Annotated in this window: 21 protein-coding genes and 2 pseudogenes; 12 read left to right on the top strand and 11 right to left on the bottom strand. The window is 67.1% G+C overall.

Translation table 11 applies throughout. The annotated features are described in order from the left end of the window. Positions 1 to 509: 509 nt before the first annotated feature. A complete protein-coding gene (locus tag K9U40_RS04315) occupies positions 510 to 1241 on the top strand; it encodes a type 1 glutamine amidotransferase (protein ID WP_282888977.1) in 732 nt (243 codons plus the stop codon). On the opposite strand, the gene K9U40_RS04310 is transcribed toward K9U40_RS04315, so the two are convergent. The 6 genes from K9U40_RS04310 to K9U40_RS04285 form a co-directional block, all read right to left on the bottom strand. Continuing rightward, on the bottom strand, positions 1223 to 2602 hold the full coding sequence (locus K9U40_RS04310; protein ID WP_282888976.1) for a glutamine synthetase family protein: 1380 nt from the start codon (positions 2600 to 2602) through the stop codon (positions 1223 to 1225). The two genes, K9U40_RS04315 and K9U40_RS04310, sit on opposite strands and share 19 nt — an antisense overlap. A 249-nt stretch (positions 2603 to 2851) precedes the next feature. Next, on the bottom strand, positions 2852 to 3802 hold the full coding sequence (locus tag K9U40_RS04305) for a 3-keto-5-aminohexanoate cleavage protein (RefSeq protein WP_282888975.1): 951 nt from the start codon (positions 3800 to 3802) through the stop codon (positions 2852 to 2854). Between the two features lie 47 nt (positions 3803 to 3849). Continuing rightward, entirely contained in the window at positions 3850 to 4797 is a 948-nt protein-coding gene (locus tag K9U40_RS04300) for a 3-hydroxyacyl-CoA dehydrogenase (protein WP_282888974.1), read from the bottom strand. Between the two features lie 51 nt (positions 4798 to 4848). Further along, on the bottom strand, positions 4849 to 7374 hold the full coding sequence (locus tag K9U40_RS04295; RefSeq protein ID WP_282888982.1) for a branched-chain amino acid ABC transporter ATP-binding protein/permease: 2526 nt from the start codon (positions 7372 to 7374) through the stop codon (positions 4849 to 4851). A gap of 82 nt (positions 7375 to 7456) precedes the next feature. Beyond that, on the bottom strand, positions 7457 to 8338 hold the full coding sequence (locus K9U40_RS04290; protein ID WP_282888973.1) for a branched-chain amino acid ABC transporter permease: 882 nt from the start codon (positions 8336 to 8338) through the stop codon (positions 7457 to 7459). Between the two features lie 190 nt (positions 8339 to 8528). Beyond that, positions 8529 to 9806: an ABC transporter substrate-binding protein gene (locus tag K9U40_RS04285; protein WP_282888972.1), complete on the bottom strand. Its 1278-nt coding sequence runs from the start codon at positions 9804 to 9806 to the stop codon at positions 8529 to 8531. A 130-nt stretch (positions 9807 to 9936) separates the two neighbouring features. Between K9U40_RS04285 and K9U40_RS04280 the strand changes: the two genes are divergently transcribed. The 4 genes from K9U40_RS04280 (at position 9937) to K9U40_RS04265 (ending at position 17359) form a co-directional block, all read left to right on the top strand. Beyond that, positions 9937 to 10686 carry a GntR family transcriptional regulator gene (locus tag K9U40_RS04280; RefSeq protein WP_282888971.1) on the top strand — a complete coding sequence of 250 codons (750 nt, stop codon included), beginning with the start codon at positions 9937 to 9939 and terminating at the stop codon, positions 10684 to 10686. Between the two features lie 47 nt (positions 10687 to 10733). Beyond that, a complete protein-coding gene (locus tag K9U40_RS04275) occupies positions 10734 to 11510 on the top strand; it encodes an SDR family oxidoreductase (protein WP_282888970.1) in 777 nt (258 codons plus the stop codon). A 435-nt stretch (positions 11511 to 11945) separates the two neighbouring features. Then, entirely contained in the window at positions 11946 to 16151 is a 4206-nt protein-coding gene (locus K9U40_RS04270) for an amino acid adenylation domain-containing protein (RefSeq protein ID WP_282888969.1), read from the top strand. Next, positions 16148 to 17359 (top strand): MFS transporter, encoded by a 1212-nt coding sequence (locus K9U40_RS04265; protein ID WP_282888968.1) that lies wholly within the window; start codon positions 16148 to 16150, stop codon positions 17357 to 17359. Before K9U40_RS04270 ends, K9U40_RS04265 begins: the two co-directional genes overlap by 4 nt. Positions 17360 to 17600: 241 nt before the next feature. On the opposite strand, the gene K9U40_RS04260 is transcribed toward K9U40_RS04265, so the two are convergent. After that, the gene (locus tag K9U40_RS04260) at positions 17601 to 18995 is read right to left on the bottom strand and encodes a UDP-N-acetylglucosamine-peptide N-acetylglucosaminyltransferase (RefSeq protein WP_282888981.1); all 1395 of its coding nucleotides are present in this window, start codon (positions 18993 to 18995) and stop codon (positions 17601 to 17603) included. Positions 18996 to 19674: 679 nt separating this feature from the next. Here K9U40_RS04260 and K9U40_RS04250 point away from each other — a divergent pair. From K9U40_RS04250 to K9U40_RS04230, 5 genes and pseudogenes are all read left to right on the top strand, one after another. Continuing rightward, positions 19675 to 20479: pseudogene (locus K9U40_RS04250) on the top strand (transglutaminase-like domain-containing protein). Between the two features lie 56 nt (positions 20480 to 20535). Beyond that, positions 20536 to 20613: pseudogene (locus K9U40_RS04245) on the top strand (30S ribosomal protein S21); the annotation flags it as partial. Positions 20614 to 20919: 306 nt separating this feature from the next. Then, positions 20920 to 21126: a hypothetical protein gene (locus K9U40_RS04240; RefSeq protein WP_282888967.1), complete on the top strand. Its 207-nt coding sequence runs from the start codon at positions 20920 to 20922 to the stop codon at positions 21124 to 21126. Positions 21127 to 21302: 176 nt separating this feature from the next. Next, entirely contained in the window at positions 21303 to 21512 is a 210-nt protein-coding gene (locus tag K9U40_RS04235) for a cold-shock protein (protein WP_282888966.1), read from the top strand. A gap of 181 nt (positions 21513 to 21693) precedes the next feature. Further along, positions 21694 to 21915, top strand: coding sequence for a hypothetical protein (locus tag K9U40_RS04230; RefSeq protein ID WP_282888965.1), 222 nt, complete (start codon positions 21694 to 21696; stop codon positions 21913 to 21915). A 320-nt stretch (positions 21916 to 22235) separates the two neighbouring features. Here the strand turns inward: K9U40_RS04230 and K9U40_RS04225 are convergent, their stop codons facing one another. Next, positions 22236 to 23093, bottom strand: coding sequence for a LysR family transcriptional regulator (locus K9U40_RS04225; RefSeq protein ID WP_282888964.1), 858 nt, complete (start codon positions 23091 to 23093; stop codon positions 22236 to 22238). 96 nt (positions 23094 to 23189) lie between these two features. Between K9U40_RS04225 and K9U40_RS04220 the strand changes: the two genes are divergently transcribed. Further along, the gene (locus tag K9U40_RS04220) at positions 23190 to 23567 is read left to right on the top strand and encodes a tautomerase family protein (protein ID WP_282888963.1); all 378 of its coding nucleotides are present in this window, start codon (positions 23190 to 23192) and stop codon (positions 23565 to 23567) included. Positions 23568 to 23724: 157 nt separating this feature from the next. On the opposite strand, the gene K9U40_RS04215 is transcribed toward K9U40_RS04220, so the two are convergent. The 3 genes from K9U40_RS04215 to K9U40_RS04205 all read right to left on the bottom strand — a co-directional run bounded on the left by K9U40_RS04215 (position 23725) and on the right by K9U40_RS04205 (position 26025). Next, a complete protein-coding gene (locus tag K9U40_RS04215) occupies positions 23725 to 24261 on the bottom strand; it encodes an HPP family protein (protein WP_432715901.1) in 537 nt (178 codons plus the stop codon). Between the two features lie 212 nt (positions 24262 to 24473). Then, entirely contained in the window at positions 24474 to 25277 is an 804-nt protein-coding gene (locus K9U40_RS04210; RefSeq protein ID WP_349239408.1) for an SDR family NAD(P)-dependent oxidoreductase, read from the bottom strand. Positions 25278 to 25314: 37 nt separating this feature from the next. Further along, a complete protein-coding gene (locus K9U40_RS04205; RefSeq protein WP_282888961.1) occupies positions 25315 to 26025 on the bottom strand; it encodes a glutathione S-transferase family protein in 711 nt (236 codons plus the stop codon). A 168-nt stretch (positions 26026 to 26193) separates the two neighbouring features. Between K9U40_RS04205 and K9U40_RS04200 the strand changes: the two genes are divergently transcribed. After that, positions 26194 to 26907, top strand: a complete 714-nt coding sequence (locus tag K9U40_RS04200) for a glutathione binding-like protein (RefSeq protein ID WP_282888960.1) — start codon at positions 26194 to 26196, stop codon at positions 26905 to 26907. Position 26908: the final 1 nt, after the last annotated feature.

The raw sequence follows: 26908 nt of genomic DNA, 5'->3' as shown, positions 1-26908 counted from the left end.
CTGTCAAACAGCCCGAGGACATAAGCCCTCACCCATCCCGAAGAATGGAACCGACGCCAAATCCCCCGGCTTCTGAACCGGCGGCTTCACAACATCCTGTCGTGAGGAGCGTCGGAGACGCACCGTCGTCCGTCCAGTGGGCGGCGGCAGCGCGTCGTCGATGGGCGGTTTATAGGCGATCCCCTCCGAAGCTGTCAACGGCGATGTTTGGAAAAAATGAAAACCGGATGACAGGGGCCACCCGGAGGCGCCGGCCACCACCTGAATTTTCTCATTGGAGTAATAACTTATGCACGAGACGCCCTGGGGATAAGTCGCCCGCGGCTACCTCCCCCTCGTCACGCACTGCCGGCGGCACCGGCTCCAGGCGAAATTGCTCCGGGCACGCGCAATGCCGCATTCTCTTCGTGCCTGCCCGCCCCCATCTAGAGCACGCACCGATCAGATTGCATCGCAATCTGATCGGTGAATCGCCCTCTAAGGGGAACGGGCAAAGTGAGGACCGCGGCATGAAGATCGGCATCCTTCAGACCGGGCGTGCGCCGGACGATCTGCACGAGCAACACGGCGACTATGACGCCATGTTCCGGCGCCTGCTCGCGGGGCGGGGCTTCGAGTTCGTCACCTACCCCGTCCTCGACGGCGTCTTCCCGTCGAGCGTCAATGACGCCGAGGGCTGGCTGATCACCGGCTCGCGGTTCGGCGTCTACGAGCCCCATCCATGGATCGCGCCCCTGGAGGACTTCCTGCGCCGGGCCTATGCCGCCGGCGTGCCTCTCGTCGGCATCTGCTTCGGCCACCAGATCCTGGCGCAGGCCCTGGGCGGGAAGGTGGAGAAATTCGCCGACGGCTGGTCGGTGGGCGTCGAACGCTATGCCGTGGAGGGCCTGCTGGACGACGCCCGCCTGGTGGCGTGGCACCAGGACCAGGTGGTGGAGAAGCCGGCCGACGCCGAGGTCATCGCCACCTCGCCCTTCTGCCGGTTCGCCGCGCTGGCCTATGGCGAGAAGGCGCTGTCGTTCCAGCCCCATCCGGAATTCACCCCGGCCTTCGGCGCCGATCTCCTGAAGGCGCGCGGCGCGGTGCTGCCGCAGGATCTCGCCGCCAGGGCCGCGCAGAGCCTCGAGGGCGACACCTCCGCGCCGGCCATCGCCGACATGATCGAGGCCTTCCTGCGGCGCGGGCAGCCGGTCAAGGGCAAGGCGGCCCCCTCCCCCGTGCCTCAGACCGTGAAGCCGTAGAGCTCCCACTCGGCCTCGGACACCTCCAGCGCGAGGCGCAGCCACTCCGCCCGCTTGATGGCGGCGAAGCTGCGATGCAACTCCTCCCCCAGCGCATCCTTAACGAAAGCCGACCGCTCGAAGCGGTCGATGGCATCGAGCCAGCTGCGTGGCAGATCGGGCGCCCGCGCGCCGGCATAGCTGTTCCCCACCGCCGGCGGCCCGGGATCGCGGCGCTGCGCGATGCCGTCGAGCGCCCCGGCCAGCGTCACCGCCGCCACCAGATAGGGGTTGGCGTCCACCCCCGCCACCCGGTGCTCGAAATGCCTGCCCTTGCCGCTGCCGGAGGGCACGCGCACGGCCACCGTCCGGTTCTCGACGCCCCAGGTATCCGACACCGGGGAATAGACCACCGCGGCGAACCGTCGCCAGGAATTCAGGAACGGCGCCAGCACCAGCATGGTGTCGGCGATGGTCTCGCGGATGCCGCCGATGGCATGGAGCATGAGCGGGCTGAGCGCGCCCGAAGGCTCGTCCGCGAACAGATTGGCGCCGTCCAGGCCGGCCAGCGACAGGTGCAGGTGCATGCCCGAGCCGGACAGGGTGCCGAACGGCTTCGCCATGAAGCAGGCTTCCATGCCGAAGCGGCGCGCGGTGGCGCGGATCAGCCGCTTGGCGATGATCACGTCATCGGCCGCCCGCGTGAGGTCGCGATACCGGATGGTCAGCTCGTACTGCCCCGGCGCATATTCGGAGATGAGCGATTCCAGCGGCACGCCCAGTTCCGCCGCGCCCGCATAGATGGCGTCGAACAAAGGCGACATCTCGTCCAGCTCATCCACCGACATGGTGTTGGTGTTAAGCGACCGCCGCCCGGTGAGGGCATAGCGCGCCGGCTGGGGCCGACCGCGGGCATCCCGCTCGCGGTCCACCAGGTAGAATTCCAGCTCCAGCGCCCCCATGGGCTCGAAGCCGGCGGCGCGGGCCCGCGCCACCTGGCGCGCCAGCGCGTGGCGGGGCTCCACATGGAGCGGCGTGCCGTCGGTATCATACATGCTCACCAGCACCTGCCCCCGGCCGGTGGACGGCATGAGGCCGAGGGTGCCGGGGATGGGCCAGCAGATCTTGTCGCCGCCGCCGTCGGTGAGGATGAGGCCGCTGTCCTCCACGTCGTCGCCGGCCACGTCCTGCCCGAACAGGGAGGCAGGCATGCCCCGCCCGGAGCTGTAGAGGGCCTCCAGCTCGTGGCGCCGGATGGTCTTGCCGCGGCCGATGCCGTGATAGTCGGTCAGGATGATGTCGATGCCCTTCAGATCGGGATAGCGCGCGAGGAACGCCTTCGCTTCATCGAGATCCGAGCCGCTGGGAGAACGCGTGACCATATTTGATCCTGACGCTGGCGCCGTGCTTTCAGGCGACAGCCAGGCTTTACGATACAAGCCGTCGTCTGCCGAGGCCATCCGCCGCCACCTCACGTCACTTTTTCACAGCCGCCGGTGCGCGGAACCGGTCCGCGCACCGGCGGCTGATGTGTCGGCCCACCTGCGCCAGGAACGGCGCCCGGCCCAGGTGGGTTGATCCTCGCACCAGGGCACCGAGAACGAGCCGGGGCGAAGGCCCCGCCCCTCTCCTCAGATGTTGGTCTTGTCCGCGCCCTTGAGCTCGAGGATCTGGCGCGCATCGTCCGGGCTCGCCACCTGGAGGCCGAGGCCCTCGATGATCTTCACCGCGAGCTTCACCTGGTCGGCGTTGGAGGTGGCGAGCTTGCCGCGCCCGGCCCACAGCGAATCCTCCAGCCCCACGCGGATGTTGCCGCCCATGGCGGCGGCCATGGCGGCGATGGGAAGCTGGTTGCGCCCCGCCCCCAGCACGGACCAGCGATACTTGTCGCCGAACAGCCGGTCGCAGGTGCGCTTCATGTGCATCACGTCTTCCGGATGCGGGCCGATGCCCCCCAGAAGGCCGAACACCGACTGCACGAACAAAGGCGGCTTCACGAGGCCCCGGTCGAGGAAGTGGGCGAGATTGTAGAGGTGCCCGATGTCGTAGCACTCGAACTCGAACCGGGTGCCGTTGTCGTAGCAGGTGGAGAGGATGTACTCGATATCCTTGAAAGTGTTGCGGAAGACGAGGTCGCGCGTGTTCTCAAGATGCGCCTTCTCCCACGGATGCTTGAACTCCTTGTACTTGTCGGCGAGGTGGAACAGCCCGAAATTCATGGACCCCATGTTGAGGGAGGCCACCTCCGGCTTGAAGGTGGCGGCGGGCAGCACGCGCTCTTCCACCTTCATGTAGGGGCTGCCGCCCGAGGTGATGTTGATCACCGCGCCGGTCGCCTGCTTGATGCGCGGCAGGAAGCGGGAGAAGCCTTCCGGCGTCTGGTCCGGCTGGCCGGTCTCCGGGTTGCGGGCATGCAGGTGCAGGATGGCCGCGCCGGCCTCGGCCGCCGCGAGGGCCTCCGTCACGATCTCGTCCGGCGTGATGGGCAGGTAGGGCGACATGGTGGGGGTGTGGATCGCCCCCGTCACGGCGCAGGTGATGATCACCTTTGAGGTGGACTTCGCGGCGGCGGTCTCGGCCATGGTCTTTCAAGCCTCTTCGGAAACAGGGAAATGCGTGGGGGCGTGGCTCACGCGCCGATATCCTTCGCGGCGCGGCGCTTGTGGGCGGCGAGCGCCATGAGGCGGCGGTCGCGCCACACCTGCCGCTCGGCGAGTCCGTCTTCGGGAAGGCGGGCGCGGCGCTCGGCCAGAACGGTTTCGAGCACCGGCCCGGCCCAGTCCACGCGGCGCCACTGGTCCGGCGAGATGCGCTCGTAGATCTGCTGGTAGCGCGCCACATAATCGGCGACGCCGCCGGGTGCGTTGAGGTCGATGGTCTCGAACGGCCCCATGAACGACCAGCGCAGGGCGAGGCCCTCGCGGATGCCGATGTCCACATCCTCCACGCTCGCATAGCCGTCGGCGACGAGGCGGAAGGCCTCCTCCAGCAGGGCGCCCTGCATGCGGTTCATCACGAAGCCGTCCAGCTCTTGTCTCATCACGATGGGCGACTGGCCGGCGGCGCGCATGAGGTCCCCCGCGCGGGCCATGGTGTCGGACGAGGTCCAGGGGGCCGGCACCACCTCCACCGCGGGGATCAGGTAGGGCGGATTGATGGGATGGCACACGCACACCCGCTCCCGGCCCTTCAGGTGCTTCGAGAACAAAGACGGCAGGAGCGCCGAGGTGGAGGAGGCGAGAACCGTGTCGGGGCCGGCGAGGGCGTCGAGCTCCTCATAGAGGTATTTCTTGATGGCGAGGTCTTCCGGCGCGTTCTCCTGCGCGTGGGCTGCGCCGTCCAGCGCCTGCGCGTAGGACGCCGCAGCCGACAGCCGCGCACGCACGGCCTGCGGGGAAGCGCCGTTGAGCAGGTCGTTGTCGGCGAGGTCCGGCAGCACGCCGTCGATATAAGCGAGGGCCGCCTCGGGGGCGCCCTGCGCGTGGTCGGCCAGCGCCACGTCGAAGCCGGCGCGGGCAAAGGTGATGGCCCAGGCGCGGCCGATGAAGCCGGAACCGATAATGGCGATCTTGGTCATGGACATGGCCTCTTCAGAATGAACCCGTGCGGAAGCGCGCCGCCCCGGACCTCACAGCCACAGCACCTGCCGGCGCAGATCGAGGTCGCGGGCCAGCGGGCGGGCGGGCCCCTCGTGCATCACCTCGCCGCGCTCCAGCACCACCGCCCGGTCGGCGAGGTTCAGCACCACGTCGAGATGGTGGTCCACGATGACCAGCGTCAGCGTCCGGCGCAGCCGGTCGAAGGCGTCGAACAATTCCTCCGTCACCGCCGGCGACAGGCCCTCGAAGGGCTCGTCCAGGAGCAGCACGCGGGTGTCGCCCATGAGCGCGCGGGCCACCGCCACCATCTGCTGCTCGCCGCCGGAGAGCAGGTCCGCCGCCGTGTCGAGCCGTTCCTTCAGGCGGGGGAAGAGGTCCAGCACCTCCTCCTCGGAGAAGTGCCGGCCGGCCCCGGTGATGCGCTTCAGCCGCCCGAGCTCCAGGTTGTGGCGCACGCTCATGCCGTGGAACAGCGCCCGGCCCTGCGGCACGTAGCCGACACCGCGCCGGGCGATGGCGGCGGAGGAGAGGCCCGCCAGTTCGTCGCCCGCCAGCACGATGGAGCCCGACGCCGGCTTGACGATGCCGGTGATGGTCTTGAGCAAAGTGGACTTGCCGGCGCCGTTGCGGCCCAGCAGGGCGAGGATCTCGCCCTCCTTCGCCTCCAGCGACACACTGGTGAGGATGCGGCTCTTGCCATAGAAGGCGTCCACCTTCGACAGCGTGAGCATGGGGGTGTCGGTGGCGGCGGATTCAAGGTCACGCGCGGCGAGGGCGGCCGCCCCCGAGCCGATATAGACCTCCTGCACCCGCTTGTTGGAGCGCGCGTCTTCCACCGTGCCGTCCACCAGCACCGCGCCATCGGCCATGACGGTGACGGCGTCCGCCAGCTCGAACACCCGGTCGATGTCGTGCTCGACGAGCAGCACCGGCACCTCGCCCGAGATCTGCTTGATCAGGTTTGAGACGCGCGTGCGCTCGGCGGCGGCGAGGCCGGCCAAAGGCTCGTCCAGCAGCAGCACGCGCGGCCGCGAGGTCAGCGCGAGGCCCATGTCGAGCAGGCGCTGGCCGCCATAGGAGAGCGCGCCGGCCTCCGCCTTCTCCATGCCGGCGACGCCGAGGAAGGCCACCATCTCCCGCGTCTCGGCCACGATCTCGGGGATGGACGCCGCATCCCGCCACGGGTCGAGGCGGCTCTTGTGGGTGGCCTGCACGCCGAGCCGCAGGTTCTCCTCCACGCTGAGCGTGGGGAACAGGTTGGTGATCTGGAACGAGCGCGACAGGCCCTTCATGCACACCGCCTCCGGGGCGAGGCCGTCGATGCGCTCGCCAGCGAGGCGGATTTCGCCCGCGCTGGGCGGGAACATGCCGGAGATGATGTTGAAGGTGGTGGTCTTGCCGGCGCCGTTGGGGCCGATCAAGGCGTGGAGCGTGCGGTCCTTCACCGCCACCGCGCCCTCCCGCACCGCCTTGATGCCGCCGAAGCTGCGCACGAGGCCCCTTGCCTCGAGGATGGGGGCGGTGCTGTCCCACCGCGGCCGGGCGGTGAGCCCCGCCGGCAGCGCCCGCACCTCCGCCCCCACGCGGCTGCCCATGGCGGCGGCCTCCTCCGTCTTCCGCCGCAGCGGCGCCAGAAGCCGGCCGGCGACGCCCACGAGGCCGGTGGGCGAGAACACGATGAAGGCCATGAACAAGAGGCCGAAATAGAACAGCCAGTTGTTGGTCCACATGGAGAGGAATTCGCGGAACAGCACGAAGAACAGCGCGCCCAGCGCCGGGCCGAGGAAGCTGCGCATGCCGCCGATGACCACCATGGCCAGAAGCTCGCCGGAAAAGGCGATGGCGATGGGGTCTGCGGACGCGAAGCGGTGGTTGAAGGCCATGAGCGCCCCGGCAAACGCGGTGAGCCCGGCCGAGAGGGTGAAGCACAAGATCTTGTAGAGCCGCGTGTCGTAGCCGATGAAGCGGGCCCGCTGCTCGTTCTCGCGGATGGCCACCAGCACCGAGCCCACCGGCGAGCGCACGAAGCGCTGAAGCTTGAACACCACCACGAACATCACCACCGCCACCACGGCGTAGAAGGCGACGCCCTGGTCGAGGTCGAGGCCGAAGAACGGCCCGCGCCGCACGCCGCCGAGGCCGTTCTCGCCGCCGGTCACATCGGTCCAGCGGAAGGCGATGGAGAACAGCAGCGCGGTGAAGGCCAAAGTCAGCAGGGAGAAATAGACGCCGCGCCGCCGCAGCACCACGAAGCCGATGGGGATCGCCGCCAGCGTCACCGCGAGGGCGGCCGGCAGGGCCAGCGCGACGCCCCAGCCCGGCAGCAGCTTCTGCTGGAGCAGCGCCGCCGCATAGGCGCCGAGCCCGAACCACGCCCCATGGCCGAAGGAGACGAGGCCGGTGTAGCCCACCAGCAGGTTCAGCGCCATGCAGGCCATGGCCAGCAGCACCACGTCGGTGGCCGAGGTGAGGGTGAGGCCGAGCGCCGAGAGCACGGACGGCAAGAGGATGAGGCTTGCCGCCGCGACGAGGAGATTGGCGTTGCGCGCGAGCATGTGGCCTCCTTTGGAGCCCCCTTTTGCGGGACCGGCCGTGGTGTCGGGGCGCAGCGTGGTGGGGGACTGGAGCATGGCCGCCTCACTCGAACCGGAGGATGCGCTCGCCGAAGAGGCCGCGCGGCCTCAGGAGCAGCACCGTCAGCATCAGCAGATACATGGAGGCCTCGGCCGCCGGCGGGATGAAGTACACTGTGAGCCCGCGCACGAGGCCCACCAGCAGCCCCGCCAGCACCACGCCCCAGAACGAGCCGAGCCCGCCGATGACCACCACCACGAAGGCGGCGGTGAGGATTTCCGCGCCCATGGCCGGATGCACGCCGGAGATGGGCGCGAGCATGATGCCGGCGAGCCCCGCAAGGCCGATGCCGAGCGCCGCCACCGCCGTCAGGTAGGGCCGGAGCGAGATGCCCAGCGCGCCCACCATGTCCGGGTTCTGCACGCCGGCCCGCACCACCCGGCCGAATGCGGTGCGCTGGAGCAGCAGCCACAGGCCGAGCACCGCGGCGGCGGCGACGGCGAGGATGGCGATGCGGTAGCGCGAATAGATGAAGTCACCGACGAACACCTGGCCCTTCAGGAATTCGGGGATGGCGAAGGGGATGGGCGTCGCCCCGAAGACCATGCGCAGGGCCTGCTCGATCACCATGGCGAGGCCGAAGGTGAGCAACAGCGAGAGGATCGGGTCGGCCCGGTAGAAGCGCGAGAACAGCAGGCGCTCGATGACCATGCCGATCACCGCCACCGACAGGGGCGCCGCCACGAAGGCCGCCGGGAAGCCGAAGCGGTTGCCGATCTGCACCCCGATATAGGCGCCGATGGCATAGAAGCCGCCATGGGCGAGGTTCACGATGCCGCCCAGCGAGAAGATCAGCGAGAGGCCGAGGGCTATGAGCAGGTAGGCGACGCCCACGAGCAGCCCGTTCAGCAATTGCTCGATGAGGAAGACGAGTTCGAGGGGCATGGCGTCTTTACTCCACCTGAGGCGGAACGGTGCGTCTTCAGCGACCGGCGAAAGCCCTCTCCCGCTTGCGGGGGAGGATTGGAGGGAGCGGCGTCTCGGCCTGCGCGGCGCCCGCAATGGCGGCGCGCCATTGCGCGCTGCGCGCGGGCCCCCTCCCCCGCAGGCGGGAGAGGGAGACAGTCCTCGGCCTTCACGCCGGGAAGGTGCAGGCGTTCTCTTCCGGCGTCGGAGCAATGGCCGAGAGCGCGGTCTCCGGGCCGGGCACGGCGGGACCGAGGATCATGAGGTCCCACTGGTCCTTCACCTCGGCGACGGGGCGCGCCGTCACCGTGTACATCTCCTGGATCAGCTGGTGGTCCCAGGCGCGGAAATAGCCCTTGCGACCCTTGAGGATATCGAGCTCCGGCTCCTTCTCGAAATAGCCGATGAGGTCCGCGGCGGCGGTGCTCTTGGTCTCGATCATGGCGCGGGCCACGCACTTGGCGGCCACATAGTCGCCCCAGGCCTGGTTCTCCGGCGGCTTGCCGAACTTCTTCACGAAGGCGGCGACGAAGGCCTTGGACTGGGGCGTGGGCACGTCGTGGTGCCAGATCATGGGCCAGAGGCCGCCGAAGGTGCCCTTGCCGGCGCCCCAGGCCACCGCCGTATCGAAGCCGAAGCCGCCGAACGGATATTTCAGGCCGAACTCGGAATACTGCTTGATGAAGTTGGTGATCTGGTTGCCCGCGAGGTTGGAGATCACCACGTCCGGCCGCGCCTGTCGGACCTTCAGCAGGTAGGGCGAGAAGTCGGTGGCGTCTGTGGGCACCAGCTCGTCGGCCACCACCTCGCCGCCATTGGCGGTGATGTAGCGCTTGGCGACGCGGGAGAGATCGTGGCCGAAGGCATAGTCGGCGGTGAGGAAGAACAGCTTCCTGCCCTTCACCAGGCCGTCGCGGACCATGGCCGCGCCCACCGCCTTCACATATTGCGTGTTGGCGCCTTCCACGTGGAACATGAAGCGGTTGCAGTCCTTGCCGCGCAGCGCGTCGGAATTGCCGCCGGTGTTCACGAACACCACCTTGTTGCGGGCCGCGACCTGGGAGATGGCGAGCGCCGAGGCCGAGGAAATCTCGCCGATGATCACCGGCACCTTGTCGCGCTCGATATAGCGCTCCGCCTTGGACGAGGCCGTGGCGGGGTTCACGCTGTCTTCCATCACGAGGTTGATCTTGCGGCCGTTGATGCCGCCGGCGGCGTTCAGCTCCTCCACCGCGAGCTGCACGCCCATCTGCCCATAGGCGCCGAGCGGACCGAGGAATCCGGTGAGCGGCGTGAGATGGCCGAAGGTGATGGTGTCGGCCTGCGCCCGGACGATGGCCGGCATGCCGACGCCACCCAGCAGGACGGCCGCGCCTGCGCCCTTGAGCAAGCTGCGGCGCGCCAGCGGCGTGGACGCGATAGGGGACTGAAGTGAAATGTCTTTCACGGCGTGGGTCTCCTCCCTTGGATCCGGCTCCCGTTGCGGAGGCGGGGTTTTCCCCTGTCCAGCCGCGCCAGATGATTGCCGATGACCTCGGCTATCTGTTATCTGTGATCACACATAGCAGACGAGAAACATGGAACACAAGACGGCATCACCGGCAGAGAGCGTCGAGGGCGAGAAAGAGATCCGCACCGCCGGGCTCGACGCGCGCGTCGGGCGCATCGTGCGCCAGACGCTGGCCGACCAGGTCTATGCCGACCTCAAGGAGATCCTGCTGGCGGGCCGCGCCGCCCCGGGGGAGCGCTTCACCCTGCGCGGGCTGGCGAGCGCCATCGGCACCAGCGCCATGCCGGTGCGCGAGGCGGTGTCGCGGCTCGTGGCCGAGAATGCCCTCGAAGTGCTGCCCAACCGGGCGGTGCGCGTGCCGCTGATGCCGCGTGCCCGTTTCGAGGAACTGCGCCTCATCCGCTGCAGCCTCGAAGGCCTCGCCACCGTCGCCGCGGTGCGCGCGGCGAGCGCCGGGGAGGTTGCGGAGGTGGAACATTTCGAGCGCCTGTTCGCCGCCGAGCGGGAGAAGGCCGAGCCCGATGGCGCAGTCGCCATGCGCCACAACAAGGACCTGCATTTCGCCCTCTATCGCGCCGCCCACCTGCCCACCCTGTTCCAGATGATCGAGGCGCTCTGGCTGCAGATCGGCCCGGTGCTGAATCTCGATTTCCGCGCCGGCCCCGATCGCGTGCGCCAGGGCGAGGCGCACATCCGCCACGCCGCCATCGTCGCCGCCCTCAGAATCCGCGACCCGGAGGCCGCCCGCACCGCCCTCGTCGCCGACATCTGGAGCGCGGGCGATTTCATCCTGTCCCGCGGCATCCTGCCGGACTGAGCCCGTTCCGGGCTCGCGAAAACACCGAACATCAAGGGAGAAACGCCATGGACCTCGGCATCACCGGCATCCGCGTGGTCATTACCGCAGGAGCCGGCGGCATCGGCCTGGAAATGGCCCGCGCCTTCGCCCGCGAGGGTGCGCGGGTGGAAGTGTGCGACGTGGACCAGGCCGCCCTCGCCGCATTGCCGCAGACCGCCCCCGGCGTCACCGGCTCCACCTGCGACGTGTCCGACCGAGCCGCCGTGGCGCGCTTCATGGACACGGCGCTCGACCGCCTCGGCGGCCTCGACGTGCTGGTGAACAATGCCGGCATCGCCGGCCCCACCGGCCGGGTGGACCAGATCGCGCCCGAGGACTGGGACCGCACGCTGGCGGTGGACATCACCGGCCATTTCAACGTGACGCGGCTCGCCGTGCCGGCATTGAAGCAGAGCGCCAACGCCTCCATCATCGGCCTCGCCTCGGCCGCGGGGCGCTTCGGCTTTCCGCTGCGCTCGCCCTATGCGGCGGCGAAATGGGGGGTGGTGGGCTTCATCAAGTCGCTCTCCATGGAGCTCGGGGAATTCGGCATCCGCGCCAACGCCATCCTGCCCGGCTCCGTGGACGGGCCGCGCATCCAGTCCGTGTTCGAGAACAAGGCCCGCGAGCGCAACCTCCCGGTGGAGGAGGTCCAGGCCATGGCGCTCTCCGCCACCTCGCTCAAGCGGCTGATCCCGCCGCAGCATCTCGCCAACGTGGCGGTCTTCCTCGCCTCGCCCCTCGGCTCCACCATTTCGGGCCAGGCCATCGCGGTGGACGGCGACTTGCAGATGCTGGTGTGACGCGCCGCCGGGGCGTGTTCGGGCCCAAAAGGGACGGGGCGCATAGGGGCGCTGCTGCACAGTGACCTGCGACGTCTTGCGTGCGGGTCGGGCGTCCTCGCCGCCGTGCAGGGGGAGTCGCTGGTGAGGGGTCGGCGGAGATTCTCAGGCGGCGGTCATAGCCTGCGCCGCCGGGTGCTCGGGAGGAAGGTTGCGTCTGGTATCATAATACACTCTTCTTCCGGTCACATCCCAGCCGGTGACGACATGGCCGCCGGACCGGCCGTCAACGGCGACAGCCCGGCCATCGACGGGCGCGGATCGACGCGCGAGCCGGCGCAAAACGCTCTTGCGTGGGGCCGATTTTCCTGCCTCAATCCGGCCGCCCACCACCACTCGCTCCGCCTCCCGCCCTCCGCGCGTGGGTGCGCTGCGCATCAGCTTCGAGAAGCCACGATGGACGTCGCCACGGCCCAGATCCCGCTTGCCGTCGTCACCCAGCGCATCTGGCTGGAATGCAAGCGGGCACCGGAGAGCTCGGCCTATTTCGTGCCGTTCGTCTATCGCCTGAACCCCGACGTGGATCCCGACCGGCTGGAGCAGGCCCTGCGCGAGACCATCGCGGCGCACCCCGCCTTGCGCTCGGTGATCCGCGAGGTGGAGGGCAAGCCCTACCAGGTGGTACTGGACACCCCCGCTCGTGTGCTGGAGCGCTCCGACAGCTGGGAATGGGCCATCACCCAGCCGTTCGACGTGGAGAACGGACCCCTGTTCCGGTTCGTGCTGTGCGGCGACATCTTCGTCCTCAACGGTAGCCACATGGTGCTCGACGGCGGCTCCATCATGCTGCTGATGGAGGAGGTCGGCGCCCGCTATCACGGCCAGGAGGTGCCCGAGCCCGGCCCCGGCCCGGCGGCCTGGGACGCCCACGAGCGCGCCTATCTGGACAGCCCCGACCACGAGGCGGACCGCGCCTACTGGGCGCAGGCGCTGGCCCAGTCCGATTTCCTCGCCGGCCTGCCGACACGGCGCGAGAGCTATCAGGGCGAGAAGGACGGCAACCTCTATTTCTCGCTGCGCCTGCCGCAGATGAATGTTAGCCCGTTCATCACCACGCTGGCGCTGGTCCAGGCACTGATCCACCGCTACACCGAACAGGAAATGGTGGCGGTGCTCTATCCCACGGACCTGCGCGGCAAGCCGTTCGCGCGCTCCATGGGCTCGTTCGTGAACACGCTGATCGCCACCGCGAGCTTCACGCCGGACCTCACCTTCGCCCAGCTGGTGCAGCAGGTGCAGGAGCAGCGCCGCGCCACCCGCGAGCACGACCGCCTGTCGTTCCAGGAGGTCATCGCCGGCCTGCGCAAGGCGCGCCCCTCGGACGGCATCCAGCTGCCCAACGTCTCCGTCTCCTGGGCCAAGCCCTTGTGGCCGTTCGCGCTCGGCACCCCGCTGCCGCTGGAAACGGTGGACTGCCAGAACGACCTCCTGTTCCTCGCCTTCGCCGAGGGCGAGCGCCTCGACGTGCGGCTGCAATACCAGGCCGCCCAGTTCACCCGCCGCTTCGCCGAGGAGCTGGCCGCCCACCTCTCCCTGCTCGCCGACGCCGTGAGCGCCCAGCCGGACGCGCCCCTGTCGAAGCTGAAGCTCGCCACCGATGCGGAAGTGCAGCGCATCGAGACCGAGTGGACGCCGCCGCCCGCGCCACGGCCCGACCTGCAATTGATCCACGATGCCTTCTCCGACTGGGCCGAGCGCCAGCCGGAGGCCCCCGCGCTGCTGATGCGCGAGCGGGTGGTGACCTATGGCGAAATGGAGCGCCTGACCAACCGCATCGCCCACGGCCTGCGCCGGCGGGGCGTGAAGCCCAATACCCTGGTCGCGGTGATGATGGAGAAGGGATGGGAGCAGGCGGTGGCCTGCATGGCCATCCTGAAGGCGGGCGCCGGCTACCTGCCCATCAATGCCGCCTGGCCGCCCGAACGCATGGACGCCGTGAACGCGCAAGGCGAGGTGGAGATCGTGCTGAGCCAGCAGCGCGTGCTGGACCGCCTCGGCCGCCCCGGCCTCGCGGTGGATGACGATGCCCTGTGGGCGGACGAGCCGGACAGCCGGTTGCCGTCCGTCAACGATATCGGCGACATCTGCTACGTGCTGTTCACCTCCGGCTCCACCGGCAAGCCGAAGGGCGTGACGCTGACCCATTTCAGCGTCATGAACAGCCTGCGCAACGCCAACGCGGAGCACGGCGTCGGGCCGGGCGACCGGTCGCTGCAGCTGTCGGATTTCAGCTTCGACCTCTCGGTCTACGACATCTTCGGCATGCTCTCCGCCGGTGCCGGCGTGGTGATCCCGGACGAGGACCGGCACCTGGAGCCGCCGCACTGGGTGGAACTGGTGCGCCAGCATCAGGCCACCATCTGGCTGAGCGTGCCCATGTATGTGGACATGTGGGTGCAGTCTGGCGAGGCGCTGCCATCCATCCGTGTGTTCATGATGGGCGGCGACAAGATCCCCACCGATCTGCCGGACCGCATGCGTCCGCTCGCCCCCGGCGCGGTGATCTGGAGCATCGGCGGCCCCACCGAGACCTCCATCTTCTCCAACTGGTACCGCATCGGCGCGGTGGACCCGATCTGGACCACCATCCCCTATGGCCGGGCCATGCCCAACCAGAAGATGCTGGTGCTCGATCCCGGGCTCAACCCCTGCCCGCCCTTCATGCCGGGGCGGATCTTCATGGGCGGCGTCTGTCTTGCACGCGGCTACTGGCACGACACCGAGAAGACCGACGCCGCCTTCATCACCTATCCCGCCACCGGCGAGCGCATCTACTACACCGGCGACCTCGGTCGCTGGCTCCCCGACGGGCAGGTGGAATTCCTGGGCCGGGCCGACTTCCAGGTGAAGGTGAACGGCTTCCGGGTGGAGCTGGGCGAGATCGAGGGCGCCATCGAGGCCCTGCCCGGCGTGAAGGCCGCCATCGTGGACGGCCAGGACCAGCCCAACCGCAAGGGCAAGTTCCTGGTGGCCTATGTGGTCTCCGACACGCCGCTGGATGCCGCGGACATGCGCGCGGCGCTCCAGGACAAGCTGCCCTATTACATGATCCCGCGGGTGTTCGTGCCGCTGGAGCGCATCCCGCTCTCGGCCAACGGCAAGGTGGACCGCAAGGCCCTGCCCCGCCCCGACGTGGCGCAGATGCCGGGCGAACTGCCCTATGTGCCGCCGCGCACCGAGACCGAGGCAGCGCTGGTGGACATCTGGCAGGCGGTGCTGAAGCACGAGCCCATCGGCATCCACGACAATTTCTATGCACTGGGCGGCGACTCGCTGCTGGCGGTGCAGCTCGGCATCAAGGCGCGGGAGGTGGGGCTGCCGCTCGATCCCACCGCGCTCCAGCGCACCCCCACCATCGCCGAGCTGGTGCAGGGCCTTGCCCCGGTGCGGGCGGTGGATGCAAGCGAGGCCACCGGCGACGAGCCCCTCTCGCCCATGCAGCGCTATTACTTCACCTGGGCGAGCGAGCGGCCCCAGCAGTTCAACGTCTCCGCCGTGTTCCGCTGCGCGCTGGAGCCGGAGCGGCTGCGCGACGCCCTGCAAAAGCTGGTGGCGCACCACGACGCGCTGCGCCTCAGGTTCCATGACGGCCGCCAATATTATGTGGAGACCGGCATCGAGGTGCCGCTGGAATGCGCCGACATCCCGCTGGCCGATGTGGCCGCGCGGGCCGCGCAGATGCAGGAGACCATCGACATCGCGCAGGGGCCGATCATGCGCGCCGCCCTGTTCACCACCGAACAGGGCCAGCGCCTCGTGCTCATCTGCCACCATCTGGTGACCGACGGCCTCTCCTGGGGTGCGGTGGTGACGGACCTGCAACGGGCCTATCTGGGCCAGCCGCTGGCACCGGCGGGCGGCACCTACAAGGCGTGGGTGGAAGGCCTCATCCGCTACGCCGCCACGCCCGAGGCGGAGGCGCAGTTCCCCTACTGGCTCGAGCAGCAGGGCCCCACCCTCACACCCGACAGCGAGGAGCCCGGCGCCCGGCAGCGGGACATCGTGACCTTCCAGAGCGTGATGCTGGAGGAGACCCCGCACAATCCTTACGAGCGCGTCGCCGCCGCTTTGGTAGAGGCTTCGGGGCAGGATCGCCTGATGCTGCATGTGGTGGGCCATGGGCGCGAGCCGGTGGTGGAGGGGGTGGACCCCACCCGCATCTGCGGCTGGTTCACCACCCATACGCCCATCGTGCTGTCGGGCGGCCTCAACGCGGTGGCCGGGCAGTTGCACGCCATGCCCCGGCACGGCATCGCCCATGGCGCGCTGCGCGCCTATCATCCGCGCGGGGCGGAGCTGGCGGTGCAGGACCAGGTGAAGATCCTGTACAATTTCTTCGGCGAGACCTGGGATGAAAGCTTCCACGGCGCGGTGTTCGAGAAGCCGGAAGACGAGCTTTTGTACCTGAAGAACCATGCCTTCGCCGACAACCCGGCCGATTTCTGGCTATATCTGGTTGCCGTCATCCATGAGGGCAAGCTGCTGATCCGGTTCCAGTATTCATCCGTCAACTACAAGGAAGAGACGATCCGCGGCTTGGCCGACCGGATGCGGGAGAGCCTGAAGGCTCACCTTAACGAGCCGATCGCCACGCCGGCATGATTGCGCTCTACCTGCTGATCCTGGTCGATTCCATCAGCGCGACCGTCATCATCCCGCTGCTCGGACCGCTGCTGATCGACCCGGCGACGCTGGTGTTCCTGCCGGATGCCTCGTTGCCCATGCGCAATTTCGTCAGCGGGCTGCTGGTGGCGATCTACGTCTTCCTGATGCTGTACATGGCGCCGGTGCTGGGGCGCCTGTCGGACCAGTGGGGCCGGCGGCCGGTGCTGCTGCTGTGCGGCGCAGGCGTTCTGCTGGGCAATCTTCTGGCCGGGCTCGCCATCGACCTGCATCTCCTGCCGCTGCTGTTCCTCGGCCGGCTCATCGGCGGGGCCACCGCGGCGGCCCAGCCCACGGCGCAGGCGGCGCTGGTGGATACGGGCAGCAACAAACCCCGGCTGCTGAGCTACAGCATGCTGTTCTCGTCCCTCGGTTTCGTACTGGGGCCGGTGGTGGCATCGAGCCTGTCGACGATCTCGTTCTCGGCGCCGCTGCACCTGTGCACGGCGCTGACGCTGGTCGCCCTGGTGCTGCTGTGGACCGGCTACCGGGAGGAGGCGAAGCCCGGACGCAAGGTGGACTGGTCCACCATCTCCATCTTTGAAGGCGTGCGCTGCTTCCGGGAGGCGGCGGGCGACACGGCGGTGCGGGGCATCCTCGGCGGCTTCCTGCTGATGCAGGTGGCCTGGGGCAGCTTCTTCGTCTTCGTCTCGGTCTATCTGATGGAGGCGCCCGGGCTCGACATGAGCCTGCACCAGGTGGGCGCGTTCATGTCGATCATGGGCATCGGATTCTGCATCTCCAACGGGCTGGTGCAGCCGGCGCTGGCTGAGCGCTTCGGCATGAGGAGCCTCGCCGTGGCCGGTCTCGGGCTGAACGCGGCGACCATGGTGCTGTGCCTTGTTCTCGGCTCGCTGTATCAGGCCTATGCGGCGGCGCTCGTCGCGGGCATCACGGTCAACATCGCGTACCCCTCCATCGTGACCATGCTGTCCGACCGTGTGACGCCGGAGCGGCAGGGCTGGATCCTGGGCATGGTCGGGTCGGCGGCGGCCATGGGGTGGGGGATTTCCTCGGTAATCTCGGGCGCGCTGGGCGGCCTGGAGCACGCTTTGCCGGTGATGCTGGCGGCGGCGCTGATGGCCGCCGCCGCGCTGGCGATGACCGTGGCAGGGGCCAACGCGCCGGCCGTTCGGGTGCCGGACTGAGCGGCAACGGTCAAGAGCACCCGACAAAACCTGCTGACGGCCCCGAGGCCCATGTTAGCGGCAGCGAGGCTGAGGAAGGCGGGCGGAGGTCGGCGTGGCGTTCGTAGCGGATGGCGAGGCGGCAGCTGGCGCCAGCAGGTCATGTCGGAACAGGGGCATCGTCCCTGCATTCCTTCATCCAGAAGCCGCAAGCGCCCCATTGCCTCTGACAAGGCCCTCTACAGAGAGCGGCATAAGGCGCTTAGAGCGCGATCCGATCAGATTGAATCAATCTGATCGGTGAATCGCCCTCTAAATTCAAGAAAGAGCACGCGCCGACAGCGGAAGGCTGGAGCCGGGCCCGGTGGCGCACGACCATGGCGCGGTATAACTCTTCCAGCCCGAGAGTGTAGGCGGCGACGTCGAAGAGCGGTCTCACAAGCCGGTTGTCGGAAAGCCGCGCCTTGAGGGCGGCGAGGCGATCGGGCTCGATGGCGAGGCTGAAGGCCAAATCGAAATAGTGATCGAGGCTGTCGGCCACGAGATCACCAAGACCGACGGCGTGGAGAATCGAGCCCGCCACGCGCGAGGGGAAGGTCGTGCCGGGACAGGTGACGAGAGGCACGCCGGCCCACAGGGCGTCACTCGCCGTTGTGTGGGCGTTGAACGGCGCCGTATCGAGCATAAGGTCCGCGAGCTGGAGCCGCGCCAGATGCTCTTCCTGCGGCAGGTTCGCGCCGAAGATCAGGCGGCGCGCGTCCACACCGCGGCGGATCACCTCGCCGCGCAGATTCCCGGCCGCCTGGGGGTGATCCAGAAGCCAGAGAACACTGTCGGGTACAAGGGCCAGCAGCCGGCACCAGATGTCGAAGATTTCCGGAGAAATCTTGTAGGGCTGGTTGAAGCAGCAGAAGACGAAGCCGTGATCCGGCAGCCCCGCCTCACGGCGCCGCGGTTTCTTCCCCACCGGCGTGCCGCGGCCATGTGGATGATAGGTGTGCGGCATGTAGGCCAGGGCCTCGGCATATTCGGGCGCGCTCCCCGCCGGCGTCAGAAACTGATCGGTGATGAGATAGTCGCAGATGCCTGCGCCCATGGTGCCGGGATAGCCGAGATAGCTCACGATGACCGGTGCCGGCCGGAGCAGGACGATGCCGGTGCGCGCCCGGGCGGTGAACCCCTTGAGATCAATGAGGATGTCCACCCCGTCGTCATGGATGAGCTCGGCCGCGGCCCGGTCGTCCATGGCGGCGATGTCCACGAAGCGGTCGCACGTCGCCATGAGCCGGCGACGCATGGGCAACCCGTCGTCGGCGCCGAAGGAATAGGCAAAAACCTCGAAATCGTCGCGGGCATGTGCTTCCAATACCTCCACGAGAAGGTGGGCGGTGGCATGCTCCTGAAGGTCGTTGGAGAGATAGCCGAGGCGGATCTTCCGCGAGTTACGGGCGGGATAGGAAAAACCGCGCGCGGCGCGCTCATCGTGCGCGACGGAGCGGCGATCGCGGGTCCAAAGCTCGGAACAGGCCCGCTGTTGCAGAGCGCTGATGCCCGGCACCGAAAGGAGATGGAAGGGTGACAGGCGGTGACCGATATCATCCGTGAGCGCAGCATTCAGGGCGAGGTCGTCGGCATCAAGGTCGCTCCATTCGCACATGCTGCGCTTGCGCCCAAAGGAGTCCATGACCGACCTTCCGTCTCACATTGCCAGCCTCCGACGATATGGCGGGGGACATCTGTCGCACCGGGGCGGGGGGCGACACCCCGCTCTCGAAAGGCCAGAGCGTATCGGTAAAGCAAGAAGCAAGCCGGGACGCGTCACTGCTTCCGCACGCTCATGCCGGTGCCAGCCCCCTCGTTGCAGCCCATCGGCGTCGTCCGATCCGACACCAGCTTCTCACGAGCCTTGCCGATCCAGCGTTTTCGTGTCCGCGCATGCCTTGAGAGCCACCGGCAGCAGAGCGACGCGGCGCGCGGCTCATGCCGCACGGTCTTCCGCTCGCGCGATCAGATCCTGGCGGATCTCGATGCCGACATGGCGGATGCCGCGTCGCTCGCCATGCACAGGAATGGTCCAGTCCGTCGCATCCCCGACATCGAGGGTCCATTGTCGCCCATCGAAAGGTCATCCTCGCGCCGGAGCAGGTCGAGCAAGGCGTTCCCGAGCCGGCTGTCGCGGTGGTGGAGGACCCCGATATGCCACCGGCGCCGCCCGCCGCCGCGCCGAGATCCCACGCGATGTGATGCGCCCGATCCGACGCATTGAGACCAGGGCCACCCAAAGCGCGCGGAAGGGTGGTTCCCGCGGGCCATGCCCGAAAATCCCAGAGGTCCGGATGCTCATCCGCGCCGGCTACGAAATTTCCTATGAGTGCCCCCAGCCGACGCCGATGATCCTCACCTTGAGCGTGCATCCTTCCCGCATCTACGACCTGGCCAGCCTCGACCGCGCCCTGTTCGATCCGCTGATCGCGGCCAATACCTATCATGACAGCTTCGGCAACTTCTGCCATGTGATCCAGGCGCCGGCCGGCGCCTCACCGTGCACACGGACTTCGTCATCCGCGACAGCGGCTTGGCGGATGTCGTGGCTCCGGATGCGGCCCAGCACGCGCTCGGTGACCTGCCGGTGGACGTGCTGCTGTTTCTCCTGGGCAGCCGCTATTGCGAGACGGACCGTCTCTCCAATGTCGCCTGGTCCATGTTCGGCCACGTGCCCAAGGGCTGGCCCCTGGTCCAGGCCATCTGCGATTTTGTCCACGGTCACATCGCCTTCGACTATGCCCATGCGAGCCCTCTGAAAACGGCCTTCGACGCCTACACCCAGAGGCAGGGGGTGTGCCGCGACTTTGCCCATCTCGCCATCACGCTGTGCCGCTGCATGAACATCCCGGCCCGCTATTGCACCGGCATCTCGGCGACATCGGCGTGCCGCCCGATCCGGCGCCCATGGACTTCAGCGCCTGGTTCGAGGCCTATCTCGGCGGCCGCTGGTACATCTTCGACGCCCGGCACAACAGGCCGCGCATCGGCCGCATCCTCATGGCGCGGGGGCGCGACGCCACCGACGTTGCCATCGTGACCTCCTTCGGACCCTCGACGCTTGCCGGCTTCAAGGTGGTGACGGCCGAAACGGCGTGAGAGCGAGCGGCCACAGAGTGGCCAGGGCTTCGTGCCGACTTCAGATTGGACCTCCTTTGCAGGTTCTCGTCAGAGACAACACTATCGAGCAGGCACCCAAGGTCCTCAAGAAACGCAGGCAGCGCGAAGGCATATGATGTGCCTCCACAGAAAACGCTGATCAGCACACTTAAGGTTTTTATCACGGATATTCGGGTTTCCGGACAAAAATCAAGCGTAGACTGGAGCGCGATCCGGTCAGATTGAATCAATCTGATTGGTGAATCGCCATCTAAACTCAAGAAAGAGAACGCGTTGCCCGACAGCTTGCAATGCAAGCTGATCGGCGCATGCTCCAGCACAGATGAGGCTGTTCGCTTGTCAGGCGCGATCGCCGGAAAAAATATAGTTCTCCAGCCGAATAGAGTTCGCGTGAACCGTAAAATGTGCTAAAAAGAAAAATGAGCGCGAAATTCAAAGTCAATGGCTGGGTCGAATTCGTCACCGGGTTCCGATCCCCGTCCGGGCGATTTCGGATCATCCGTGAGTTGCCGCCCGACCGCGGCGAGCCCAGCTATCGGGTCAAGGGCGAGAGCGAGGCTTTCGAGCGGGTGGCGCGGGAGTCGGAGCTGCGCCACCTCGGAGCGAAAGTTGGCGCTCTCAACTAAAAGTTTTCCCGGCCTTGCCAACAACACAATCGCGCCCTATCTTGTATTTGTCTGATTTTGACGGCTGATTTTCTGACGCTCGCAGAGCGCCTGACGATAACTCCCTTCAATATCCAGCTCTTGTCTTGCCTGATCCATCAGGCGAGTCCCCTCTGCACGATTGAAAGGAAATCGTCATGAATATCGGCACCGTGAAGTGGTTCAACGCCACCAAAGGCTTCGGCTTCATTCAGCCCGACGATGGCGGAACGGATGTGTTTGTGCACATCTCCGCCGTCGAGCGCGCCGGCATGCAGTCTCTCACCGAGGGACAGAAGCTTCAGTTCGAGATCGTCCGTGACAACAAGTCCGGAAAGAACTCTGCCGGAAATCTTCAGGCCGCGTGACCATCTTACGCCATCAGCCACGGATGTACTGGCGATGGCATTGGATGCGCGTGACGGCGACTGCGGAAGGCTCCGCCTCGATGAGGCGGAGTTTTTTGCTTTTGCGGCGGCGCTGCGTCAACGATAAACAAGTTCTCATACTCTTGCGGTAGTTATGCTATTATAAATCATGGAACGAATTATGACTCACGAGAACCGGCTCTCCAGCACTGAGCGTACGCGCCAGTTGGAGGAATCCATCGCCCGCGCCATGGAACGCTACAGAAACGATTTCGAGGCTGTTCGCGAGAACAGTGCGCGGCTGCGCGCGGCGCGGGAAGCCCTTGAGGCGGAGAACGCCTCGACGCACGTGGCCAGCCGAACGCCGATACGCAAAGCCCGACGCACCGCGGGCACGTACTGACACTTTTTCTTCAACGGTGAAGAGAGCTGATCGCCGAACGCGCCTGTTTGTTACGTGGCAGGAGGGCGCGACCTGCGCCCGACGTCGTGAACTGATGGGGTGGATGCCCCCTCCGGAGGGCCGCCGGCGATCAGAATGCGGAACATTGCGAAAACAAGGCTCTGGCCGCATGAGGACGGTTAACGTCCCCATGCCCATATTGGATGCGGGTGCCGAGACGCCTGTGCGCATTTTGGCTGGAAATCCCGTGCCTAGTGGATCAAAGAGTTGTGGTTCGACCTGCTCGCGACAGATGGGTTCCATCTGTCGCGGTCGAACCACTAGCCTCGCACTGCACTCCTGAAGGCGGCCGAAAGCGCGGCGAGCGCATCGCGGGGTCGGCCGTCCCTGATCCTCGTGTGAAGCAGCACCGGCAAGCGCGGAAGGTCCGGAAGGCCGAGCCTGCGGCCGACTTCGACGGCGCCGAAGGGCAGCATGCGCGGAGCCAACGCAGCAACACCGAGCCCGGCCATGACGGCGGCCGCGACCGCCGTGACGCCCCCGCCGACGAAAATTTCCGTCCAGGGCACGCCCGCCGCATCGAGGAGCTGCCCCGCCATCGCACGCACGCCGCACGGCTCGGCCATCGTGGCCAGCGGCAGGGGCTCGCCCGCGCGGTGCTGCCAGCCTGGTGACGCGAACCAGCCGAACTTTTCTTCCGTGAGCATCTCCCCGTCGCTCCGCCCGGCATGCAGGCGGACGATCACCGTGTCGAGTTCGCGCCGGTCGAAGCTTTGAAGCAGATCGCCCGATGATCCGATACGGATTTCGATCAACAGCTGCGGGTCTTGCGCATTCATGCGCGCGATCAAGGCGGGAAGCTCAGGCCCCGCCACATGGTCGCTGATGCCGATGGTGAGGCGTTCCCGGGTTTGGACAAAGAGGGCGAGCGCGCGGTCGTGCGCTTCCAGCAGCGCGCGGGCATGTTCCAGGAAGGCATCGCCCCGCGCCGAAAGCTGCACATAACGAGGCGTCCGCTCGACGAGCCGGCAGCCCACCCGCTCTTCAAGCCGCTTCAGCTTCAGACTGATCGCAGCCTGCGTCGTCCGCATCGCTTCGGCCGCGCGGGTGAAGCTGCCAAGCTCCGCGATGCAGATAAAAGCCCGGACGGCGTCCAGGTCGAGGGGGCGCTCAATCATTTCCAATCATTATCATTCATATTATTATTCATAGTATATCAAAATGATAGGACGGCGTCTAACCTTGAAACGGGTCACAGAACCAAAGGATTCGCGATGCCGCTCATTCACATCTCAATGCGCGCCGGAAAGCCCGCAGCGTACCGGCAGGCTATTTTCGACAGCCTCTACCGCGCTCTGCGCGAGACGCTTGGCGTGCCCGAAGACGACCAGTTCATGACTATCAGCGAGCATGACGCCGCGAACTTCCGCTACGGTGCGGCCTTCGGTGTCATGAGGAGCGACGATCTCGTCTATATCGGGATCACTGTCTTCAATACCCGCACAGCGGAGCAGAAGAAAGCGCTGTTCAGGCGTATTGCGGAGCTGCTCGGCGAGAACCCGGGCATCCGGCCGGAAAACGTGTTCGTGGTCATCTCCGATGCCGCGAAGGAAAATTGGTCCGTTGGCCACGGCCTCCAGCAGTTTGTCTGAGACCATCGCACAATCGTGCAAGGCAAGCCCACAGGCTGAGGGCTACTCATGACATGCGCTCATCCGAAAGCTCACGGCGGGCGGCGGCTGTTCGTATTGGCGGCCCCGGCAGCCAGGATGATGGCTAGAGCCCTTGACCGTGGTTACCGCTCCGGGCCTACCACCAGCGGGACGGCCAGCTTCCCCGCCGGGCCATATTGTGCCAGCCGAACGCATAGAGCGACAGAAGCACGGCGCCGAGGCCCACTGGAATCAGCAGGAAGCCGGGCTTCATAGCCTCCATCACCACGATGATGGGATTGATGGCCGCCGGTGGATGCATGGTGCCGCTGGCCCGCATGGCGACCATGGCCAGCCCCACCGCCGCCGCCGCGGCCGGCTCAGAGCGCCCGAAAACGGCGAGTATGGCCAGGCCCACCAGCGTCGAGACCAGATGGCCGCCCACCAGCGCCCGGGGCTGGGCCGCCTCCGCCTCAGGCATGCCCAGGACCAGGACGATGGAAGTGGCGAACGGAATGAGTGCCAGAGGCGTCTCGCCGAAATAGGCCGCGACCTCCATGGCCGCGACCGCCAGCGCCCCGCCCATCCCCTGCCAGCACCAGAGCAGGAGCGTGCGCCCGTCTCTGCCAAGAAAGCTACGCGGGGGAGCGCGTGTATCGGATGGGGGGCCGGGCTGTGGCGCGGAAGAAAGCATATCTTATTTTGCACCAGCACGCGATCCATTCGCAAATGCGAATTGTCCTGGTCGGCAATCCGCGACGAGCCGAGGGCTCCAAGCCGCCCCTTGTGCTTTTTACTCCGAAGGACCGCTTTTGGAGGGAGCCGTCCAGGCGACGCCAATCGGCGCCACTCTTTTCAAGATCTCGTCCTTTGGCGTTTCCCGATGCGAACAGTAACCGCCACCCACTATAGCGCCGAGTGGTCGCGCACTGCCTCGGCCAGCGCCGGCTTGAGATCGGCGAAGCGTCGGTCGAGGGCGATGGGATCGGTGCGATTAAGGGCGATCATCTGTGCCCGAGCCTCGCCACCCCGCACCACCTCGAACCCATCCCCTTCGATGGCGACGACGACCGCGTCCGCAACCGCCTCCGCCGGCTCCTTGGTGAACCCCACCTCGGCGCCGGCCCGGCTGGTGCGCATCATCGGGGTATCCGTCGCACCGGGATAGATGGTCAGCACACCCACGCCCTCACCCACCAGTTCCCTCCGAAGCGCCTCGTCGAAGCGTGCAAGACCTGCCTTGGTGGCGGCATAGGTGGCGTAGAATGGCATGCCGATGAGCGCGATGGCTGAGGTGATGTCGGCGATCAGCCCCTCGCCGCTGGCCCGGAGCGCCGGCAGGGCAGCGCGGGTGAGGAGGATGGGGGCGACAAGGTCCACCTCCACCATGGCACGGATTTCGGCCTCGCTCGTTTCCTCCAGACGGCCAGCGCGCACGCCACCCGCATTGTTGACGAGGATATCGAGCCCACCCAGGTGCGCCAGCGCGCCATCGAGCGTCGCCACCCGCCCGGCCGTCTCGGTCACGTCGCCGCAGACGCCATGGACGTCGCCCTTGGCTTTGAGTTCGGCCACCGCGGCGTCGAGAGCATCCTGCCTGCGACCGCTGATGACCACACGTGCACCCTTTCCAAGAAGGGCGGCGGTAATGGCGCGGCCGATGCCGCTCGAGCCCCCGGTGACGAGGACCCGCTTTCCTTCAATCTTCATGGCTTCTTCCTTCAAGAGACCACCAGCGCCGGCCGGCTCACTCCGCCGCCGCGGGCGGATAGTTGGAGGGGAAAAGGGCGCGGCGGCTTTCCTCGTCGCCGGAAGCCTTGAAGCTGTGGTCCGTGCCCACCGCGCGGGCACGCGCCATCGCCGCGCGGCCGTCGATCTCCGCGAACCAGCGCTTCAGGTTGGGGAAGCCGGACAGGGGATCGCTCTCCACCTTCAACACCCGCGCGGCGCGGTCGAGCCAGCCCCAGGCCGACATGTCAGCGATGGTGTAGGTTTCGCCCACGATGAAGCGGCGGGTGGCAAGATGGTCGTCGAGCACCTTGTAGTGCCGCTCCACTTCCCGACGGTAGCGGTTGACGGCATAGTCGAGGCCCTGCGGCGCCGCATGCTGGAAATGCACCGCCTGCCCCGAGAACGGGCCGAGCCCGCTGGCAAGGAAGAGCAGCCAGGACAGAAGCTCCGGCCGGTCCTGAGGCGTGCCCAGGAACTGCCCCGTCTTCTCGGCGAGATAGAGCAGGATGGCGGTGGAATCGAACACCCGCGTCTCGCGGCCGCCGGGCCCTTCGGTGTCGACGATGGCCGGCACCTTGCCGTTGGGATTGATGGCGCGGAACGCCGGCAGGTGCTGCTCGCCCTTCGCCGTATCGACGGGCACCACCTCGTAGGGCAGGCCCGCCTCCTCCAGGAACAGGGCGACCTTGGCGGGATTGGGCGTGGGATGGAAATAGAAGCGGATCAAGGGATAACCTTTGCCAGGGCGGCCCGAGCCTTCCGGACGGAGCGCATTTGCATTTTAGATCGACTGATATAGAATGCACGGCAACGTGGGAGCCGCAAGATCCCATCCGCGAATTTTATGTGACGCCGGCGGATCCGGGTGGCGTCCAGCGCATCAAAGGCTCTGAGAATGATAGATCTTTATTATTGGCCGACACCCAACGGCCACAAGATCACGCTCTTCCTGGAAGAAGCCGGGCTCGATTATCGGATCGTCCCGGTGGATATCAGCGCCGGAGACCAGTTCAAGCCGGACTTTCTTGCGATCGCACCCAACAACCGCATGCCGGCCATCGTAGATCATGCCCCGACCGATAGGGGCGGCCCGATCTCGGTGTTCGAATCCGGTGCCATTCTGCTCTATCTCGCCGAGAAGACGGGGCGCTTCATCCCTTCCGACCTGCGCGGCCGCACCAGCGTCACCCAATGGCTGTTCTGGCAGATGGGCGGGCTGGGCCCCATGGCCGGGCAGAACCACCATTTCAGCCAGTATGCGCCGGAAAAGATTCCATATGCCATCGAGCGCTACGTGAAGGAGACGAACCGGCTCTATGGCGTGCTCAACCGCCGGCTGGGCGCGAACGCCGAGATCGGGGCGGCATATGTGGCGGGCGCGGACTATTCCATCGCCGACATGGCCATCTATCCCTGGATCGTGCCCCACCAGCGCCAGGGCCAGGATCTCGCCGATTTCCCCCATCTCAAGCACTGGTTCGAGGCGGTAGCGGCGCGGCCGGCGACCGTTGCCGCCTATGCCAGGGGCGAGCCCTATTCCAGCCGTCCGGCGGTGACCGAGGAAGGCAAGAAGATCCTCTTCGGCCAGACCGCGCGCCGCGCCGGGTGAC

Origin of the sequence: Xanthobacter autotrophicus (assembly GCF_030015065.1) — a bacterium.
GTDB lineage: Bacteria > Pseudomonadota > Alphaproteobacteria > Rhizobiales > Xanthobacteraceae > Xanthobacter > Xanthobacter autotrophicus_D.
The sequence above is the reverse complement of the archived record's forward strand: the minus strand, read 5'-3'. Positions and strand labels throughout refer to the sequence as shown.